Below are 17529 nucleotides of genomic sequence, written 5' to 3'. Positions count from 1 at the left end.
CGCAATTGGCGAGTAAAGCGCCGAATAGGAGGATGGATCGCAAAAATTAGCTGAAAAAAACGCACAACTCGCGAGTAATGCAATCCCATGTCACGAGTAAGCGCATCTATGCGAAGAAAGCACGCGCAGGCGTGGTTTCTATTTTATGCTGGGAGCCGGCAAGTAGCGGTCGGAGACGATGATTTCATCGCCGATAAGAATATAAGGATGTGTTTCCAGTAAAATTTTCTCGAGGTGGGCTGGCATTTTAAGTTCTGAGTAGGCGCAAATCAATGGGAATGAGAGCTGGTTTACGGCTTCGTCTACTATTCTCTCGAATTCTTCAATGATGTCCAGGGGTTCTTCGATGGTGGCCCACTCGACATGTGCCCATGAACGGAAAGAGATCTTGTTTTCGACATAGGGCTGGACCATTTTATTAAAGTATTCTTCGATTGCAGGAGGATGGTAACTCCCGCTTGAACAATAGAAATCGAAGTTGTTCACAAAGTGGATGAACTTCATTTGATCGTTCTTCAATCGTTTGCTCAGCTCTTTGTGGATAAGGGGGAATAGGCGGTCATTTTCGACAAGGATGGTGTACTCACCAGCCGTGATACCGTCCTGGATGAATTTCATAACTTGTTCGATGTAGTTTTCCATATCGTTATAAGGATATAGAACATGAAGGCTCTTTTCATCTTTCAATATTCATTCCTTCTTTCATACACTCGTTTTTTTATTGTTGCTGCTTTTTGGCCAAATGAGAGGCGCCCCACTCATGCATCATTTCGAGTACGGTTTGGAGCGTCTTGCCGTATTCGGTCATTGAGTATTCAACCTTTGGGGGGACTTGCGGATAGGTTACCCGCTTAATGACGCCTTCTTGCTCCAATTCACGGAGATGTGAAGTGAGCATTTTTTGAGTGACACCGGGCATCATTTTTTGAAGTTCATTAAATCTCATTGTTCCATTATGAAGCAAATTGAGCAAAATAGCGATTTTCCACTTACCTACAATCATATCCATCGTTGTGGCAACTTTACAATTATACGGTTTTCCGAGCATTTTATGCGCCTCCCTTTCATATGCAGCATGTTGTAGTTCATTTTAACTCGGTTGGCCTGAAACTGCAAAACTCATGCAGGAGGCTTCAATAGTGGATGAATTGAAGGTTTCTTCCAGGAAACTATGTCTCTTTATAGTGCCTACTTCATTTATGTCGTGAATAGTTACATAATGTACTCATGGCGAGTAACGTCAAGGAGGAATGCAATAATGGACAAAAAAGGTGTTTTTAGCCGCGGAATTAAAAATGTTCGGACCGCAAGCTTTCAAAAAAATAGTGATATTCATACGATGGCGTGGGTGGTTGAGCCTGGTGATTGGAAAGAGCATGATCCCTTTTTGCTTATGGCTCATGATTATATGCGCAGCGGTGTCTTCGGCATTCATCCGCATCGGGGAATCGAAACGGTCACCTTCTTAATTGATGGCCACCTTAATCATTATGACAGCAAACATGGGGAGGGGGTCCTTAATCCTGGCGACGCTCAATGGATGACGGCAGGTCAAGGTGTCGAACATAATGAGGATGCGGCAGAAGGGGAAGCTGTAAGCCTGCTGCAATTATGGGTGAATCTACCGGCAAAATCAAAAATGATGCCTTCGAGATATCAAGATTTACGGAAAAACGATATGTGGACCTTTGAAGGCGAAGGTTCTCAAATCCGGTTATTTTCAGGGTCCTACCAAGACAAAACCGCTGAAACGGAAAATGTAGCGCCGGTCATGATGCTGGAGATGAATTTGGAGGAGGGAGCAACGGTCATTCCTCAACTTCCGGGATCATTTAATGGTTTTTTGTATGTTTTGGAGGGCGCAGGAGTGTTTGGCGCGAATCAAACGGCTGGGAGACAAGGGCAGGTTCTCTGGATGAATCGTGCAGAGGATGCTGAGGAGAGCGAGATAAAGATTGAAGCACACAGCAGGATGCGAGTCATGTTGTATGCCGGTGAACCAATCGGGGAGCCTGTGGTGGCGAGAGGGCCTTTTGTTATGAATACAGAGGAAGAAATCGTTCAGGCCTTTGATGATTACCGCAACGGTAAATTTTGAGGATTCACGGCGCCTGGGGCCACAACTTTAAGCACAGAAAGCAATCCTTCCATTGCCGAAGGATTGCTTTTTTTGTCTTATTTCAGCCGGGCGATGAGATCGTTCATTTTATCTAAGGTGGTTATGTTTTGGTTGCACTTCATGCTATCGAGGCAAATGTAGTTGCCTTTTTTAATGAATGTTCCCTGGATCGTTCCTTTTGTTTCGGACATGAACATCCCTATTTCCTCAAAACGGCTGCAGATGGCACAAATCCCTTTCTTGTTGGCCGGTTTGATCGTACCGTGCAGACCGGTGAAAGTATCATGATGAGGGACAATGATGAATTTCTTACCGGAGCCGCCATCATCCCAGCCCAAGTATGACAGCTCCCTTAAGTCGATATTCTCCAGCAAGGGGGCTTTTAGCTTCTTTGCTTTTGGAAATAGTTTCTTCACCGTTTTTTCGGTAACTTCTTTAAAGGGAATGACATACGGCTTGATTTGTAAGAGATAGTCCTCCGCCTGTGCGGGGTCTTTAATGGTCTCAACGGGGGCCAAAAGCTGATTTTGCTCTTCATTTATGTCGCTGAACAACTGCAATACACGCTCTTTTGAAACAGTTTTCAGAGTATTGATCACATCTCTATCGTTTGCAGTCGCGTGCCCATTGATGAGAATCTGTGTTTGTAATTTAATGAAGTTATATTGCTCGCTTCTGATAAAAGGTTCCATTGTCTCACTCTCCTGTTTCTGATGATTCCGTTGCTATTACTTTACAGAAATCGCATCCGCATGAAAAGGGGGAGAATGGCTAAGAAATATTCTCGACATATGAAAAGCACTGATATCATCATCAGTGCTAGCTTGTGACCTTATTTGGAATACACGATTTTCTTGATGGTCTCCATGGAGAGAAAATGTTCTTCGGCCAATTCAAGGATGGTACGGCCGGTTTTATATGCAGATCTAATGGCAGCATTTCGGTCATCGATCAGTTCCCTTGATCCCGAGCACGTTCCCCATTTGCGATGGGTCTTTTCGGGTTTGGGAATATATAGGGTTTCACCTTGTACGTACTTTTGAATTTCAACAATTAGCCTTTCAGGCAAAACGGCCGTTGCTTTTACATATTTCATTTCTGCCAGCCCCTTATTCTTTTTTAAGAATGAAATAAGGTGCAAAGCCAAATATCGGAAATGATTGTTGGGCGATTAGTTTAAAATGATTGAACCCCATGCAAAGTATCGCCTCCAATACTAGGCTTTGCATGAGACGTTGCAGAAGGTGGCATTAAGGTACGTATTGCCAATCTTTACACCTCCCCGTTGTTTTATTGTCATTATTATAAGATAGATAAGGTGGATTGCCAAACTTTTTCCATTGTGTAACGGGCTGATTGTTTGATAATGAGCTTCGTCCATGAAATAATTTGTACGGAAACCAAACTAACCATTATGGGGGCTGACTTTAATGAAAGTATTCGTAGTTGGGGCAAATGGGCAGATCGGTAAACACTTGGTGGACCTGTTGAATGAAAGCAGGGAGCATCGTGTACGGGCAATGATCCGGAAGGAAGAACAGAGGAAGTACTTTGAGAAAAGTGGAATCGAATCCGTGGTGGTCAGTTTGACCGGGTCGGTGGAAGAGATTGCAAATGCGGCTAAAGGCTGTGATGTTATCGTCTTTACAGCTGGATCCGGGGGAAGCACGGGGGCAGATCAAACGCTGCTGATCGATCTGGATGGTGCCGTTAAAACGATTGAGGCTGCAGAGAATTTGGGCATCAAGCGATTCATCATGGTAAGTGCTTTTCAAGCGAATAATCGGGATAACTGGAATGATGCCATCAAACCGTATTATGTCGCCAAGCATTATGCGGATCGAGCCCTGCTGCAAAGCGATTTAGTGTATACGATCATTCGGCCGGGCGGACTTGTGAACGAACCGGGAACGGGCAAAGTGACCGCAGCTGAAGGGGTGGAACGTGGGTCGATTTCACGGGAAGATGTCGCCCGGACAATTGTGGCAGCATTGACTGAAGAAAATACCTACAAGCGTTCCTTTGACTTGGTCGCCGGGGATACGGCGATCTCGGATGCATTGAGGGGAATTTAAGGGGAAAAGTGGCAGCATCTCTCAGTTGAATGATATCACTGAAAAGCAGCTTCCACATATCAGGCTGTTGACAATATAATATATTTCTTAAACCTGCATGGAATTCGTCCATGCAGGTTTTTTTATTATCGAAGGGTTCTTATTCGGTCATCATAGTGGCTTAAGAAGTAGCGATGGAACTACTTCCTTTTAGAGGGATTCAAAATTGAAACGCTCCATGCTAAAAAAGGGACGTGCCCCCACTGGTTTAAATGGTAAATTTATTATCTGAGAATGGATGATGACGAAATATAGCTATAGAGGAGGTGGATAAGTGAAAATTCTTTATTTGCATCAATATTTCAATACTGATAAAGGCAGTACTCGATCATATGAAATTGCCAAATATATGGTATCCAAAAATAATAAAGTCACCATTATTACCGGAAATGACACAGATTCTTGTGCGGGAATAAAGATCAAAACAACCAAAACCAAATATAAACAAGAATATGGGTATGGGAAAAGAATACTTTCCTTTATTCATTATATGTACAAGAGTTTTTTTATTGGGCTGAAGGAAAAGGAAGTGGATGTCGTTTTCGCATCGTCCACTCCTTTGACAATTGGATTGATAGGGATGCTGCTTGCAAAGGTGAAACGCTGCAAATTTGTTTTTGAAGTAAGGGATTTATGGCCAGATATACCCATCGAGATGGGGATCATAAAAAACAAAGGGCTGAAGAAGATTTTATTTGCGTTGGAAAGCATGATTTACTCTGCTGCCGATAAAATCATCGTGCTTTCGCCGGGCATGAAAAAAGATTTATTGAGTAAAGGGGTCAAATGGGAAAAAATTGCTACAATCACTAACTTTGCGGATATAAACTATTTTTCTCGAATTCGTTCCGAAGATAAAGAAGGAGCATTGGCTAAGTTAGGTTTGAAGGAGAAGTTCATTTGCTTATATGCAGGCACATTAGGATTCATCAATCATATCGATTATATTTTACAGCTTGCCGAAGAGACCGATGACCCCGATATTGTCTATCTAATTGTAGGGGATGGAAAGGAAAAAGAACGCTTGATTCAAGTGAAGGAGAGCAAAAAATTAAACAACGTCATTTTCTTGGATCAGGTTTCTAAACAAGAAGCGTACTTATTAATGGCCGTATCTCATATAGGTCTGTGTTTTGTACGTGATCATGAAATATTGAATAGGAACAGTCAAAATAAACTTTTTGATTTTTGGGCAGCCGGAAAACCAACATTAATAAACTATAAAGGCTGGCAGGATGAGGTCATGACAAAATATGAAGCTGGTCATGGTTTTGAATATAGTGAAAAATCAAAGATGATAGAGTATGTAAAATCAATGAAAAGTGACAAACGGATGTATCTGAAAATACAAGGGAATATCGAGCGTTTAGCCCTGAATTATGAGAAAACCAGATTGATTGCGAAACTGGAGAGAACACTGTCGGAATTGGTTGATCCTAGTCATTGAATATATTTGTCTGCTTTCACTAACGTCCATTGAAAGATCGAATTTTGGAAAAAGGAGGGTGTTCCATGGAGACTATCATAAATACAAAGCCAGTGATAACAGATTGGGTAAAACGGGAATATCTTACGAACGTTGAGCGAATTTTGGATTCTGGCAGGTTGATTTTAGGTGAGTATACTCGGAAATTCGAAGAAAGTGTCAGACAATACAGTGATTCTAAGTATGCTGTCGCAATTTCCAGTGCAACGGCAGCCATTGAAATTATTTTAAAGCATCTGGATGTTGAGGGCAAAGAAGTGATCATGCCGAGCAATACATTCATTTCTCCAGTATATGCGGTGAAAAATGCGAAAGGAAGGGTCGTTCTTTGTGACATTAATTTAGAGGATTTCAATATGGATTTAACTAGCCTGAAGAACGCCGTGACTCCTAGCACAAAAGTTGTCCTGATTACGTATATTGCCGGACGAATCCCTGATAACATCTTTGAGATTAAAGCATTTTGTGATGAGAATGATCTTTATCTGATCGAAGATGCTTCACATGCTTTTGGGGCAACCGTGAATGGATACAAGGCTGGTGCGATTGGATATGCCGGGGTGTTTTCCATGTATCCCACTAAAATTGTAACCAGTGCGACAGGCGGTGTCATTACATCGGATGATATAGATTTAATTAAATACTGTGAGCTATCAAGGCATCATGGGAATGAAAATGGTGCAGTCAATCAAGTGTTATCAGGTGACCTGCTTCTTAGTGAATTCAATGCATTGCTTGGTTATCTGCAAGTTCAGGAAGCTTTTGGGATGATCCAGGTCAGGCAGGAAATCTTTAGTTTCTATCAAGAACATTTGAAAGAGGTTTTCGGTGAACACGGTCTTTACTTCCAAGTTTCATCTGACAACGCTACATCTTCATTTTATAAAATCATCGTCATGTGCAAAAGCAAAGAGCAATGCGAAACATTTAAAAAGCATTTAAACGCGTGTCATATAAGCACAGGGCATTGTTATGGGACCCCATTACATTTACAGCCCACCTTGCTAGAAGAATATCCGCAGGCATCTCTCCCGAATGCCGATAGATTTCGTGAATCTCATTTCACGTTGCCATGCCACTTGGATTTGTCAGATGGGGATCTGAAATACATTGTAGCGAAATGTAAACAGGCAGTGGAACATGGCGGTTAAAAATAGGATTGGGGTGGTGGGGTCAGGCGCAATAAGCTGTGCCATGATCGATGCCATTAATGAAAGTTCAAATGGAGAGTTGACGGGAATATGGGGGAGGAGAGTTCATTTTGCCAAGGAGCTTGCAAAAGGAAAAGGAATTGCTAAAGTTTATGGGTCCCTGAATGAAGTGCTTGAAGATGATGAGTTGGATACTGTGTATATAGCCACTCCAAATGCTTCCCATTATGATCATGCGCTAGCAGCCATTGGGCATGGAAAGAACGTCATTGTGGAGAAGACGGCGTTCATGACAACCGATCAGGCCAATCGGGTTTTCGATGCTGCAGAAAAACAAAATGTTTTTGTGTTTGAGGCAGTAAGAACGATTTATGAACCCAACTTTCAAATTGTAAAGAATGCTATTGAAAAGTTAGGGAAAATCCATGGAGCAACCCTAAAATACCAAAACTACTCCAAGCAGTATTCGGCCTTATTAAAGGGAGAGAGAGCTCCACTTTTTGATGAAAATCATGGTGGCGGGACATTGAGGACAATTGGAATTTACCCTATTTATGCGGCAATCCAATTATTTGGTGTTCCCGTTAAAAGTTATTATTTTAAACAGCCGATCGTAAAAAATATCGATTTAGGCGGTACGTGCATTTTTGAATATGAAGATTTTAAAATAACGATGTTGATTTCAAAAATTAACTTAACGAATGATACAATATCGGAAATTTATGGAGAGAACGGAACCTTGCGTTTTCACTCGTTGTACGATATCCGCACAATAAGTTATCGCAGTATCACTAATGACATGGAAGAAACGATAAGTGAGCCCATCAGTGATAATAGTTTGCTTTATGAAATGAATCAATTTTCGGAATTCATTTTAATGAAAAATGTAGCCGCCTACATGGAAAAAAAGAAGATGACGCTTCAAGCGATATCCATTATTGAACAAGCTTTAAATGGAGGAACATGATGAAAAAAATATTGCTAGTAACAGCACACCCGGATGATGCGGAAATTAGTATGGGAGGCACCATTCGTAAGCTGTTGAACCAAGGACATCACATTATCAACATGATATTTTCCATCCCCTCGAATATCGAGGTAAGGAAACAAGAGGCAATACTGTCAGCAAGGGAATTCGGTTATGAGGTACGGTTTTCCGAGCATTGCGAGGGTAATAACGTTGAAGATATCCCTCTTCATAAATTAATAAAAGAACTCGACGATATCATCGAAAAGGTGGATCCAGACGAAGTATACACACATTGGATGAAGGACAGTCATCAAGATCATCAAAAGCTTTCAAAGGTGGTAAGAAGCTGTTTCAGGAAAAAACAATTCACCATATATGAATTCGAACAAATCAACCAGAATAATAACATCGCTGCCAATCAATTTCACCCGAATATTTATAGTGATATTACGGAATTCATGGAAGATAAAAAACGTATGATCACCATATTCCAATCACAGCTTACCGGTTATATGGGGCATTATTTAGTGAATGCGGAGCATATCGGCAGTTGGAGGGGGTCCCAAGTGAATAGTAAATACGCGGAGACCTTCCTATTAATCTTTTCAAAAGAGGTTTTATAGGTGGAAAAAAAGAAGATCGTCACCATTCACCAGCCCAATTTCCTGCCCTGGATCGGATTGATCCATAAGATATTCCAATCGGATGTTTTCATCTATTTGATAGATGTGAAATACTCCGCAAGTAATTTTCAAAATAAAACGTATATACAAGGTGCCGATGGTAAAGGGTCCAGGTTAACGGTGCCCATTCAAAAGAAGCCTGACATGTTACATGAAAAGCTAATTAGCTACCATCCGCCCAACCAAAAATGGCAAAGGAATCACTTGCAGCAAATTTCGGACGTTTATAAAAAGGCTCCGTACTTCCACGATTTTTTCCCGCTGTTGGAGGAAGCCTATCAAAAAGAACACGCTATGCTGGTCGATTTAAACGTTCAGTTACTAGAATTGATTTTACAGTATTTAACTTATGAAGGTGAAACGCACCTTTCCACTGATTTTGATACAACCGCCGGGAAAACCGAGAGATTGGTCAGCTTACTTCAGCAAACTGGAGGTACATGCTATTTGAGCGGAAAAAGCGGTAGAGCTTATCTTGACGAGGAGCTATTTCAAGCAAAAGGTATCGAAGTCATCTATCAAAACTTCAGTCATCCCGTATATGAGACCAGAAATGGGAAAGAGTGTATACAAAATTTATCGATCCTTGACTGGATGATGTACCATCCGGCCGATGAAATAAAAGAAACGTTAACGAAATGGAAACCAAGCTGATCTGAACAAGGTATCCAAGTCTATAAACTAGAGATGTGGCGTGATATGAGAATATGAAAATTAAAAATGAATTCATGAATAAGTTACTTGTATTATTAACGGGGAATTCCCTTGCACAGCTGATCATCGTTGCAAGTTCGCCCATATTAACAAGAATATATAAACCAGCAGATTTTGGGGTGTTTGCAACCTATTCATCCCTTTTGGCCATTCTCATGTCATTTGCCTCTCTTTGTTTGGAGAAGGCGATTCCTTTAGAAAAAAACCATAAGAATACGGTTCATTTAATGTACATGAGCATGTTTACGATTGCCATCGTTTGTATCTTCAATCTAGGTTTAGGCTTCCTTGATCTATCGCTATTTCGCTTATATGGTATAGAAAATTCGATCATGAATGACCTTTTGCTTTCATTTGGGCTGTTTTCTGCAGGGGTCTATCAGGTGATGACTTACTGGCTGTTAAAGGAAGATAAGTTTAAAGGGTTAACCCATTCTAAGCTGCTTCAATCGATTAGTAATGTGATCAGTCAGTTCTCACTTATTTCCATTAATCATGTGACGCCAGGCATCGGTTTAATCGCGGGAGATATGATTGGACGCGGAATTTCCCTTGCGTATATATGGAGATTATTCTTGGAAAAGATGCATTGGCCGAAAGTGGATTTTAGAAGAATGCGTTATTTGCTTAAAAAATATGAGAAATTCGCCAAATACTCCACATGGTCAACTCTCTTAAGTTCTTTATCTCTGCAAATCATCATTTTGTTATTGATGCGTTTATACGGACCTGACGTGACAGGCCATTTTTCCATGGCTATAAAAACGGTCGGTTTACCCATCAGTTTACTGGGAGCGAGTATTTCGACAGTATTCTATGCCGAAGTGTCAAAAAGCATTCCAAATGAACCAGGAAGGGTTTTGCATTTGTATAAGAGCATCATTACTAAAACGGCGATGGTCGGTTTGCCCTCAATGGCACTTTTAGCAGTGATGGCACCCGGTCTCTTTAGTTTTGTTTTTGGAGAAGAATGGCGTGTTTCTGGACAATATGTGAGGTTGTTGTCAATTATGTTGTTAGCTCAAGTGAACATTATGCCAGTTTCGCAAATCTTGTTTTTAGTCAATAAACAAAAGACTCAGCTTGTATGGGAGATTTCACGGCTGTTGTTATTATGTATTGGAGTCGTGTTCCTTTTCACTTTAGGGAAATCGGCTGAAACGGCGATACTTTATTTTAGCATTTGTATGGGGGCCAGCTACTACCTTCTTGCTCTCCTCGGCTATAGGGCGATACATTCCATAGAAGGAGAGGAAAACGCAAAAAAATGAAGCTTATCCAAATCATTTTAGTGGGATTGTACGTTTTGTTACTTGATATTTCCTACGTTCATTTCATTTCTCCTGAATATGGGTATATGGGCTTCGTTTTCCGGGGACCTCCGACCGCAGGGATGATAGCCTATTCAATGTTTTTTATCCTATTGCCTGTCCTATTCACCAAAAATGATCTGCAAAAGCCTTCAGAACTCGTTTTTTGGATTTTATATTTCATTGTGTATATACCGGTAGCTTGGGTTCCGAATTATTTATTTAGTGATATACAGCCTAAATTTATCTATACGAATACGATGTTATTTCTATGTTTACTGATCATTGGAAACGTAAATCACCTGCCGGCGTTGAAGTTTACACCCGCGCATATGAAAATGGGCCTATTAAAAGTCGTTTTCATTGTTTCACTGCTGATTTTTTTCCTTTATACCTTCATGGTTTCGGGTGGAATCAGCCTGAAGCCTCCGATAGATGCCGAGGATATTTATGATAAACGAATGATTTCACGAGTCAAGCTAACGCCTGCTGGAGGATATATCATCCAGTGGCTCGCAAAAGTATGGAACCCCCTTATCGTGGCCTTCGGTTTATGCCGGAAGAAATATAGCTATGTGTTTCTCGGCCTGGCCCTGCAATACCTTTTGTACACCACAAACGGGTTGAAATCGACGCTATTATCGACGTTTTTGTTAATTATGGTATTTATTGCGTCCCATGATAAAGGGCGGAATTTCGCCATATATTTTTGCTTGAGCCTGTGCTCGCTGCTGGGCATCAGCATTCTCCTGGATTTCATCCTTGATCAGGCTTATTTATCCAATTTATTCGCCAGAAGGATGATCATCACACCGGGTTTGCTGACAACCTATTATATCGACTTTTTTTCAACCCATCCAAAAGCGTTGCTATCGTATAACATTTTAGAAAGATTCATTGATCCTGTCTATGACAGGAGTCCGCCCTATATTATCGGTACAGAGTACTTTGGCCGGCCGCAAATGGCCGCTAATGCGAATATGTTCGCCGATGCTTTTGCTAATTTTGGTTATATTGGTTTGTTCATGTATACAGGGATTTTGTCGGTTTTATTATGGATTTATGACAGTCTTACCGAGGATGTAAAGTGGCGGCGGTTTGGAATCATCCTGTTTGTCATACCTGCCTGGTGTTTAGCGGATACTTCGCTTACCACTACGTTTGTTACAGGCGGGATGGTATTTACCTTCCTTATCATGTATGCATTGCCAGGGGCGGATACACAAAAAGGAGTTAACAAATGAAGTTATTTTATAATATTAGTTCGGTTCATCCATGGAGTGATACGAGAATATATTTTCGGCAAGCATTCACTCATGGAGGAACAGGAAAATACAAGGTCAAGCATATAGCGGTTGAAAATAATCTAATCCCGGGTAACATCCCGCCCAATATAGAGGTGGAATTGTTACCTAAACGGCCAAAGAAAAAAAGGGCGTTAAACTGGATACCATTATATAAGAAGATTAAGAAAGAGAAACCTGATGTGATTCAGTTTCACGATCCAGAGCTGCTCATTTTAATGAAAATCATAAGATGGATTCCTCACTATCGGCCCGTCATCGTATATGACATGCATGAAAATGTACCAAAGGTTCTCATGAGGAAAAAGATCCCTGGTTTTGCATTGAATATGTATCGGCAGTTGGAAAGGAAATTGCTAAAATCCTGCAGCGGCGTCGTGTTCGCAGAAAGTACGTATAAAGATGACTATCGATTCCTGACTTGTCCAACGGTCGATGTGTATAATTACCCGAAGGTCCCTTTTATGAAAGAAAATGTCACGAAAGAAGATGTGTTCACTTTCATTTATCTAGGGAGCATTTCAGCTATTCGTGGCGGGGAAACGATGCTCCATCTCGCTAAAAGGTTAGTGGAAGTAAAGAAAACATTTCACATGAAGATCATCGGAACGGGCAGTGAAGAGTATATTGGACAATTGAAAACCTTCATTCTTGATAACGACTTGGGCGAATATGTCAGTCTTGAGGGTGGAATGGCCTTTGATAAAGCGTTTGAAGCGATTCAGAGGGCACATGTAGGAATGGCATTTTTAGTTCCCAATCCGAATTTCATCGGCGGTAAAACGACAAAATGCTTTGAATATATGGCGGCAGGCATTCCCTTCCTGGTTTCTGATTTTCTGATTCAAGATGAACTGGAAAAATGGAACTGTGGCATGTCGGTCGATGTATCCGATATCGATGATGTCGTTCAAAAAGCGGTTGATTTACTGGATTCCCCTGGCATGGCAGCACACATGGGGGAACGAGGCAAGACTGCCTATAAACAAGAATACAACTGGGAAAAAGAAGAAGGAAAATTACGAACTCTGTTTGATAAATTAGAGTCATGCTCCTAGGAGGTTTAGTATGGGGTTATTTAAATGGTTAAATAAATTGAGGTTGTTTAATAACTGGGGGAGGCTCGGCGGAATTCACGGAGTGATGGTCATGTTTGTTTATCGAATAGGCAATATCATTTACTATAAAGTGAAGATTCCTGTCTTAAAGCAACTATTATGGATTTTGTACCGCATGATTGATTTGTTGATCATAAGACTGTTCATGAACTGTGAATTTCCTGCGCAATGTCGAATTGGAAAGGATTTACGATTGCCTCATGGAGCTAAAGGTATTATCATCAATCCGTTTACTAAAATAGGCGACCATGTTACAATCTTTCATCAAGTAACATTCGGCCAAAATAAAGAAAGCAGACAAGCACCTGAGGTTTGTAATCATGCCTATATTGGAGTAGGCGCTAAATTATTGGGTGGCATCCGAATTGGCACGAAATCGAAAGTGGGGGCAAATGCAGTCGTTTTGAAATCCGTTCCCGATCATTGCACGGCAGTCGGAGTACCCAGTGTAAATATAGAAAAGTAAAAGAAAAAAACCGATTTCCATAGCATATGGGGAATCGGTTTTTTTCTTTCTTGCGCTTTTTATGACTGGTCTTTTTCTTCGTGTTTGTTTTTAATAGGAAAGAGCCTTAAAATGTACAAAAAGGGGTGTAGGAACATAATGATCAATGAATTGCCAAAAGAAATCGCTAATATATTAGAAGTAAACAAGATAAATCCTGCTCAATTTGAGGAATTGATTCGGCCGGGCGGCTATTTGCCTCCGGAGATGGACTTGATGGTGGATGCCATCAGCGCCTTGAGCATGGGGAAGAACATTCTCTTGAAAGGGCCGACAGGGGCGGGGAAAACAAAGTTTGCCGAGACATTATCACATCTATTCAACCAGCCGATGTTCAGTGTCAACTGCTCGGTCGATTTGGATGCCGAAAGCTTATTGGGCTTCAAGACATTATCCTATAAAGAGGAAAAACAGGTGATAGAATTCGTTCCCGGACCTGTGATCAATTCGATGAATTACGGGCATTTTTTATACATAGATGAAATCAACATGGCGAAACCGGAAACACTGCCGCTGATCAATGGAGTGCTCGATTACAGGCGGACGATAACGAACCCCTTCACGAACGAGGTCATCACCGCAAAAGATGGCTTTAATGTGATTGCGGCGATCAATGAAGGATACGTAGGGACGGTTCCGCTGAATGAAGCGCTGAAAAATAGGTTTGTCGTCATAGAGGTTCCCTACATTGAAGGGGAACAGCTAAAGCAATTGATCGAGACCAATACAAAGCTGCAGGATCCAAGAAATATAGACTTGTTCGTCAAGCTGTCGAGTGATTTGATAAACGCTGTCAATCAAGGAAAGGTTGCCGAAGATGCCGCGTCGATCCGGGCGTTGCTTGATGCTTGTGATCTGAGTGTTCTAATCCCGCCGAAACGGGCGATCCTCCGTTCGATCGTCGATAAATTGGACGAGGAGCGGGAGCGTGAGTTTGTGAAGAATCTGGCGGACACATTATTCTAACTAGGAGAATGCCTCATGAAGTATATCCGGTTCAATGATTCAATAATCGATACGGCTCTATTTTTGCAGCTGCAGGATCTTTCGACAGTCTTATCCGGTATTCCGGATCTTGAATTCGAATACAATTATGGCTCCTTCATCGACTTGATCGAGAATAAGGTCACAGCCAGCCATTTTTGGGAAAATGGCAATAAGGAAGTGAAGGAAGCGGGCTTAAAAACGGACGTCCTCCTAAGAACGATAGGGACGCTGCATTATTCAGCCATTAAAAGCATGAAGGATTATCAGGACATGATGGCAGAAACCTCGATTCCGAAGTTTGCTGCCCAATTGTTCGCTTTATTGGAAGACATGCGCTTGGAAGAGCTGGTGAAGAAAGAAAGGCCGGGCACGAAAAGCTGGTTTTCGGTAAGGGGCACATACCTTAAACAATATTTCGAAAGTCAATTAGCGACGAATGTCACAAGAAGCTTTGCCCTGGATGAATTATACTGCCTCATCTATTTGCTGCTTCAATCAGACCGGCCAGATCCGATTTTTCCGAGAGCCAACATCCGGCAGCTGGAAGAGCTGGAGAAAATCAAACCGTACATCCATTCCGTTTTCGAAGCGAGGAAAACGGATGATATCACAAGAATTTGCGAGCAAATCATTTTTCGGGTGAACGATGAGTATCAGGATACGATGAATGAATATTTCATCTTCCCGATCGCCCATGTCGATAAGTACAAAGCGAACTCCTTATTTGATGAGCTGACGAGGAATGATGAACTGAACAACGATGATACGGAAGATGTGGATGAAGAGAAGAGCGAGTTCATTGATGAAAAATTCTCGACATGGCATCGGGAAAACAAGAATGGCGAGAGTAACTCGACCTTCCTGCAATTTGAATTGGAGCAAGGTACGAAAACAAGCCTGATGGGCGGGGGGGCACGTGAAGCGGAAGATGCCGATCAAGCATTGGCATCGATTCAAGGTTCGTCAGGGGAAAGTCAGCAAAAGGAATACAATCAGCAGGAAACGCTTGAGAAGAAGCAAACGAACGTCGGAAAAAGTGGTGAACACCCATTTGGTGAAGACAATAAAGACGTCGTCCAAGTCATCAAAGAAGCAAAAGTGCCCACTCCTGCCGAAGAAAAACGGTACCGTGAGTTTGTCGCGGATATTGAGCCATTCAAGCGGAAACTTTCGAGCACGATTGAAAAGACACTTGAAAATAAAAAGAATGCACCTAGAAAAGATTTGCTTTTTGGTCGTTTATCGCAGAAGCTGCTGCCGCTTGTACTCGATGAAAATCCAAGGGTTTTCTACAAAAAGAACCAAGATTCCAATGAATTGGATGCCGTATTTACACTACTAATCGATTGCTCGGCTTCGATGCACAACAAAATGGATGAAACGAAACGGGGCGTCGCCCTGTTCCATGAAGTGCTGAAAAAGCTAAGGATCGCCCACTCGATCGTTGGTTTTTGGGAAGACGCAAATGAGGTGAGGGAGGGCTATCAGCCGAATTACTTCCACGTGATCCAGTCCCATTCCGATTCGTTCCATTTGAACTTGGGAGCAAAAATCATGCAGCTTGAACCGGAGGAAGACAACCGTGACGGATACAGTATCAGGGTTGCGGCAATGGAATTGGAAAAAAGACGAGAAAAAAACCGTTTCTTGCTCGTGTTTTCCGACGGTGAGCCGGCAGCTAGCGATTATGACCAAAATGGAATTGTCGATACGCATCTTGCCGTATCCGAAGCCAGAAAAAAAGGAATAGAGGTCATTGGCCTGTTTTTAGCCGACGGAACGATTGAAGAAAGCGAAGAGATGACGATGAAAAACATCTATGGCAAGGAGCGCCTGATGGTTCCGAGTGTAGCTGAGTTGCCGGAACAATTTACACCGCTTTTGAAAAAACTATTACTGAAGACGATTTAATGGAAAGCTGAACGAATATCAAAACACAGTATGCCTTTTACTGTGTTTTTTTATGCGAGGAAAGTTGTGGGCAACAAGCGAATATATAGAGGGAAAACATACGAAAACGAAGGGGATTGCTTTTAGCTTGGTTTGGGTAAACCATAGGAGAGGAAGTGATCGTTTTGACGAATGTATTGTTTATGCTGCTTTATATGATAATTATTGCTCTGGTTATTGAAATATCGGTTACGCTGTTGAAGATGACTGGATTGAAGTCAAAGGTAGCCAGATTCCAAGTGATTTCCATGCTGACAGGGACTGGGTTCACAACGGACGAATCAAAATCCATCATTGATCACCCTGTGCGAAGAAAAATAAGCATGTTTTTAATTTTATTTGGTGTTTTCTCCCTTGCAGTCATTATTTCATCAATCAGTACATTACTTAGTGATGACCTGCGCTTGACTGAATTGAGCATCATCATTGGAATATTGATTGTATTGACCGTTCTTATCAAATCAAGGTTCATGAATAACCGACTTTCGGCTAAAATGAAAAGTGAAATGTACAATCACTATGAATTATGGGAACATCCGATAGAAGACATCCTATTTTTGGAAGATGATGATGTACTCATGAAGATTGATATATATGAAAAGTCTGAGTACATCGACGTCAAGGTGGCTGATATCCTATCGCAAGAAGCCGATATCAATATTTTATTTATTGAAAGCGGAGAAGTGAAACATCGGAAAGAGCTATGTGAATATAAAATTAAAATGGGCGATAATTTGTTTTTATATGGAAATAAAAAAGAAATCGAAGAAACATTTTCAAATGAAATCGAAGTGATGAAGAAGAAAAGTGCAGAGGAATGAAAATCATCCCCTTCCTTATCAGGAGGGGATTTAGTCCGTCTTCGGAGATCATCCGACCACCATCGAGCGAAATCCGTCCGTCCCCGTGCATAATCCGTCCACCATCGAGCGAAATTCGTCCGTCCGTGTGGATAATCCGCCCACCATCGAGCGAAATCCGTCCGTCCCCGTGCATAATCCGTCCACCATCGAGCGAAATTCGTCCGTCCATGTGGATAATCCGCCCACCATCGAGCGAAATTCGTCCGTCCGTGTGGATAATCCGACCACCATCGAGCGAAATTCGTCCCCGTGGAT

At 41.7% G+C, this 17529-nt stretch carries 19 protein-coding genes; 14 read left to right on the top strand and 5 right to left on the bottom strand.

What is annotated here, in order from left to right:
* Positions 1 to 138: 138 nt before the first annotated feature.
* Both MHI53_RS21845 and MHI53_RS21840 read right to left on the bottom strand, forming a co-directional pair.
* Positions 139 to 687, bottom strand: a complete 549-nt coding sequence (locus tag MHI53_RS21845) for an MEDS domain-containing protein (RefSeq protein WP_260320178.1) — start codon at positions 685 to 687, stop codon at positions 139 to 141.
* A gap of 31 nt (positions 688 to 718) precedes the next feature.
* Positions 719 to 1048 carry a helix-turn-helix domain-containing protein gene (locus tag MHI53_RS21840; RefSeq protein WP_061142043.1) on the bottom strand — a complete coding sequence of 110 codons (330 nt, stop codon included), beginning with the start codon at positions 1046 to 1048 and terminating at the stop codon, positions 719 to 721.
* A gap of 210 nt (positions 1049 to 1258) precedes the next feature.
* On the opposite strand from MHI53_RS21840, the gene MHI53_RS21835 reads away from it, so the two are divergent.
* Complete coding sequence (locus MHI53_RS21835; protein WP_061142042.1) at positions 1259 to 2098, top strand: pirin-like C-terminal cupin domain-containing protein; 840 nt, start codon at positions 1259 to 1261, stop codon at positions 2096 to 2098.
* Between the two features lie 77 nt (positions 2099 to 2175).
* On the opposite strand, the gene MHI53_RS21830 is transcribed toward MHI53_RS21835, so the two are convergent.
* Both MHI53_RS21830 and MHI53_RS21825 read right to left on the bottom strand, forming a co-directional pair.
* Positions 2176 to 2811, bottom strand: coding sequence for a FusB/FusC family EF-G-binding protein (locus tag MHI53_RS21830; RefSeq protein ID WP_340372289.1), 636 nt, complete (start codon positions 2809 to 2811; stop codon positions 2176 to 2178).
* A gap of 140 nt (positions 2812 to 2951) precedes the next feature.
* Positions 2952 to 3215 carry a CD3324 family protein gene (locus MHI53_RS21825; protein WP_061142040.1) on the bottom strand — a complete coding sequence of 88 codons (264 nt, stop codon included), beginning with the start codon at positions 3213 to 3215 and terminating at the stop codon, positions 2952 to 2954.
* Positions 3216 to 3549: 334 nt separating this feature from the next.
* On the opposite strand from MHI53_RS21825, the gene MHI53_RS21820 reads away from it, so the two are divergent.
* The 13 genes from MHI53_RS21820 to MHI53_RS21760 all read left to right on the top strand — a co-directional run bounded on the left by MHI53_RS21820 (position 3550) and on the right by MHI53_RS21760 (position 17232).
* Entirely contained in the window at positions 3550 to 4194 is a 645-nt protein-coding gene (locus MHI53_RS21820) for an SDR family oxidoreductase (RefSeq protein ID WP_061142039.1), read from the top strand.
* Between the two features lie 313 nt (positions 4195 to 4507).
* The gene (locus tag MHI53_RS21815) at positions 4508 to 5680 is read left to right on the top strand and encodes a glycosyltransferase family 4 protein (RefSeq protein WP_340372288.1); all 1173 of its coding nucleotides are present in this window, start codon (positions 4508 to 4510) and stop codon (positions 5678 to 5680) included.
* 65 nt (positions 5681 to 5745) lie between these two features.
* Positions 5746 to 6870, top strand: a complete 1125-nt coding sequence (locus tag MHI53_RS21810) for a DegT/DnrJ/EryC1/StrS family aminotransferase (RefSeq protein WP_340372287.1) — start codon at positions 5746 to 5748, stop codon at positions 6868 to 6870.
* Positions 6860 to 7837 carry a Gfo/Idh/MocA family oxidoreductase gene (locus MHI53_RS21805; protein ID WP_340372286.1) on the top strand — a complete coding sequence of 326 codons (978 nt, stop codon included), beginning with the start codon at positions 6860 to 6862 and terminating at the stop codon, positions 7835 to 7837. Before MHI53_RS21810 ends, MHI53_RS21805 begins: the two co-directional genes overlap by 11 nt.
* Positions 7837 to 8463: a PIG-L deacetylase family protein gene (locus MHI53_RS21800; protein ID WP_061142035.1), complete on the top strand. Its 627-nt coding sequence runs from the start codon at positions 7837 to 7839 to the stop codon at positions 8461 to 8463. Before MHI53_RS21805 ends, MHI53_RS21800 begins: the two co-directional genes overlap by 1 nt.
* Entirely contained in the window at positions 8464 to 9177 is a 714-nt protein-coding gene (locus MHI53_RS21795) for a WbqC family protein (RefSeq protein ID WP_340372285.1), read from the top strand.
* Positions 9178 to 9230: 53 nt separating this feature from the next.
* Complete coding sequence (locus MHI53_RS21790; RefSeq protein WP_340372284.1) at positions 9231 to 10508, top strand: oligosaccharide flippase family protein; 1278 nt, start codon at positions 9231 to 9233, stop codon at positions 10506 to 10508.
* Positions 10505 to 11791: a hypothetical protein gene (locus tag MHI53_RS21785; RefSeq protein WP_340372283.1), complete on the top strand. Its 1287-nt coding sequence runs from the start codon at positions 10505 to 10507 to the stop codon at positions 11789 to 11791. The genes MHI53_RS21790 and MHI53_RS21785 overlap by 4 nt, the downstream gene beginning before the upstream one ends.
* Positions 11788 to 12909: a glycosyltransferase gene (locus MHI53_RS21780; protein WP_340372282.1), complete on the top strand. Its 1122-nt coding sequence runs from the start codon at positions 11788 to 11790 to the stop codon at positions 12907 to 12909. The genes MHI53_RS21785 and MHI53_RS21780 overlap by 4 nt, the downstream gene beginning before the upstream one ends.
* A gap of 10 nt (positions 12910 to 12919) precedes the next feature.
* Positions 12920 to 13435 (top strand): serine acetyltransferase, encoded by a 516-nt coding sequence (locus tag MHI53_RS21775; RefSeq protein WP_340372281.1) that lies wholly within the window; start codon positions 12920 to 12922, stop codon positions 13433 to 13435.
* Between the two features lie 138 nt (positions 13436 to 13573).
* Positions 13574 to 14440 carry a MoxR family ATPase gene (locus tag MHI53_RS21770; protein ID WP_340372280.1) on the top strand — a complete coding sequence of 289 codons (867 nt, stop codon included), beginning with the start codon at positions 13574 to 13576 and terminating at the stop codon, positions 14438 to 14440.
* Positions 14441 to 14455: 15 nt separating this feature from the next.
* Positions 14456 to 16372 carry a VWA domain-containing protein gene (locus MHI53_RS21765; RefSeq protein ID WP_340372279.1) on the top strand — a complete coding sequence of 639 codons (1917 nt, stop codon included), beginning with the start codon at positions 14456 to 14458 and terminating at the stop codon, positions 16370 to 16372.
* 164 nt (positions 16373 to 16536) lie between these two features.
* Positions 16537 to 17232, top strand: a complete 696-nt coding sequence (locus tag MHI53_RS21760) for a hypothetical protein (RefSeq protein ID WP_260320177.1) — start codon at positions 16537 to 16539, stop codon at positions 17230 to 17232.
* A 48-nt stretch (positions 17233 to 17280) separates the two neighbouring features.
* Here the strand turns inward: MHI53_RS21760 and MHI53_RS21755 are convergent, their stop codons facing one another.
* The gene (locus MHI53_RS21755; protein WP_340372278.1) at positions 17281 to 17505 is read right to left on the bottom strand and encodes a hypothetical protein; all 225 of its coding nucleotides are present in this window, start codon (positions 17503 to 17505) and stop codon (positions 17281 to 17283) included.
* Positions 17506 to 17529: the final 24 nt, after the last annotated feature.

This window comes from Peribacillus sp. FSL E2-0218 (assembly GCF_037992945.1).
GTDB classification, from domain to species: domain Bacteria; phylum Bacillota; class Bacilli; order Bacillales; family DSM-1321; genus Peribacillus; species Peribacillus simplex_B.
The sequence above is the reverse complement of the archived record's forward strand: the minus strand, read 5'-3'. Positions and strand labels throughout refer to the sequence as shown.

Bases quoted from the DNA above. Each gene is read 5' to 3' on its own strand.
- MHI53_RS21840 (WP_061142043.1), bottom strand. From the start codon at position 1,048: ATGCTCGGAAAACCGTATAATTGTAAAGTTGCCACAACGATGGATATG.
- MHI53_RS21835 (WP_061142042.1), top strand. From the start codon at position 1,259: ATGGACAAAAAAGGTGTTTTTAGCCGCGGAATTAAAAATGTTCGGACC.
- MHI53_RS21830 (WP_340372289.1), bottom strand. From the start codon at position 2,811: ATGGAACCTTTTATCAGAAGCGAGCAATATAACTTCATTAAATTACAA.
- MHI53_RS21825 (WP_061142040.1), bottom strand. From the start codon at position 3,215: ATGAAATATGTAAAAGCAACGGCCGTTTTGCCTGAAAGGCTAATTGTT.
- MHI53_RS21820 (WP_061142039.1), top strand. From the start codon at position 3,550: ATGAAAGTATTCGTAGTTGGGGCAAATGGGCAGATCGGTAAACACTTG.
- MHI53_RS21810 (WP_340372287.1), top strand. From the start codon at position 5,746: ATGGAGACTATCATAAATACAAAGCCAGTGATAACAGATTGGGTAAAA.
- MHI53_RS21805 (WP_340372286.1), top strand. From the start codon at position 6,860: ATGGCGGTTAAAAATAGGATTGGGGTGGTGGGGTCAGGCGCAATAAGC.
- MHI53_RS21800 (WP_061142035.1), top strand. From the start codon at position 7,837: ATGAAAAAAATATTGCTAGTAACAGCACACCCGGATGATGCGGAAATT.
- MHI53_RS21790 (WP_340372284.1), top strand. From the start codon at position 9,231: ATGAAAATTAAAAATGAATTCATGAATAAGTTACTTGTATTATTAACG.
- MHI53_RS21785 (WP_340372283.1), top strand. From the start codon at position 10,505: ATGAAGCTTATCCAAATCATTTTAGTGGGATTGTACGTTTTGTTACTT.
- MHI53_RS21780 (WP_340372282.1), top strand. From the start codon at position 11,788: ATGAAGTTATTTTATAATATTAGTTCGGTTCATCCATGGAGTGATACG.
- MHI53_RS21775 (WP_340372281.1), top strand. From the start codon at position 12,920: ATGGGGTTATTTAAATGGTTAAATAAATTGAGGTTGTTTAATAACTGG.
- MHI53_RS21770 (WP_340372280.1), top strand. From the start codon at position 13,574: ATGATCAATGAATTGCCAAAAGAAATCGCTAATATATTAGAAGTAAAC.
- MHI53_RS21765 (WP_340372279.1), top strand. From the start codon at position 14,456: ATGAAGTATATCCGGTTCAATGATTCAATAATCGATACGGCTCTATTT.
- MHI53_RS21755 (WP_340372278.1), bottom strand. From the start codon at position 17,505: ATGGTGGTCGGATTATCCACACGGACGGACGAATTTCGCTCGATGGTG.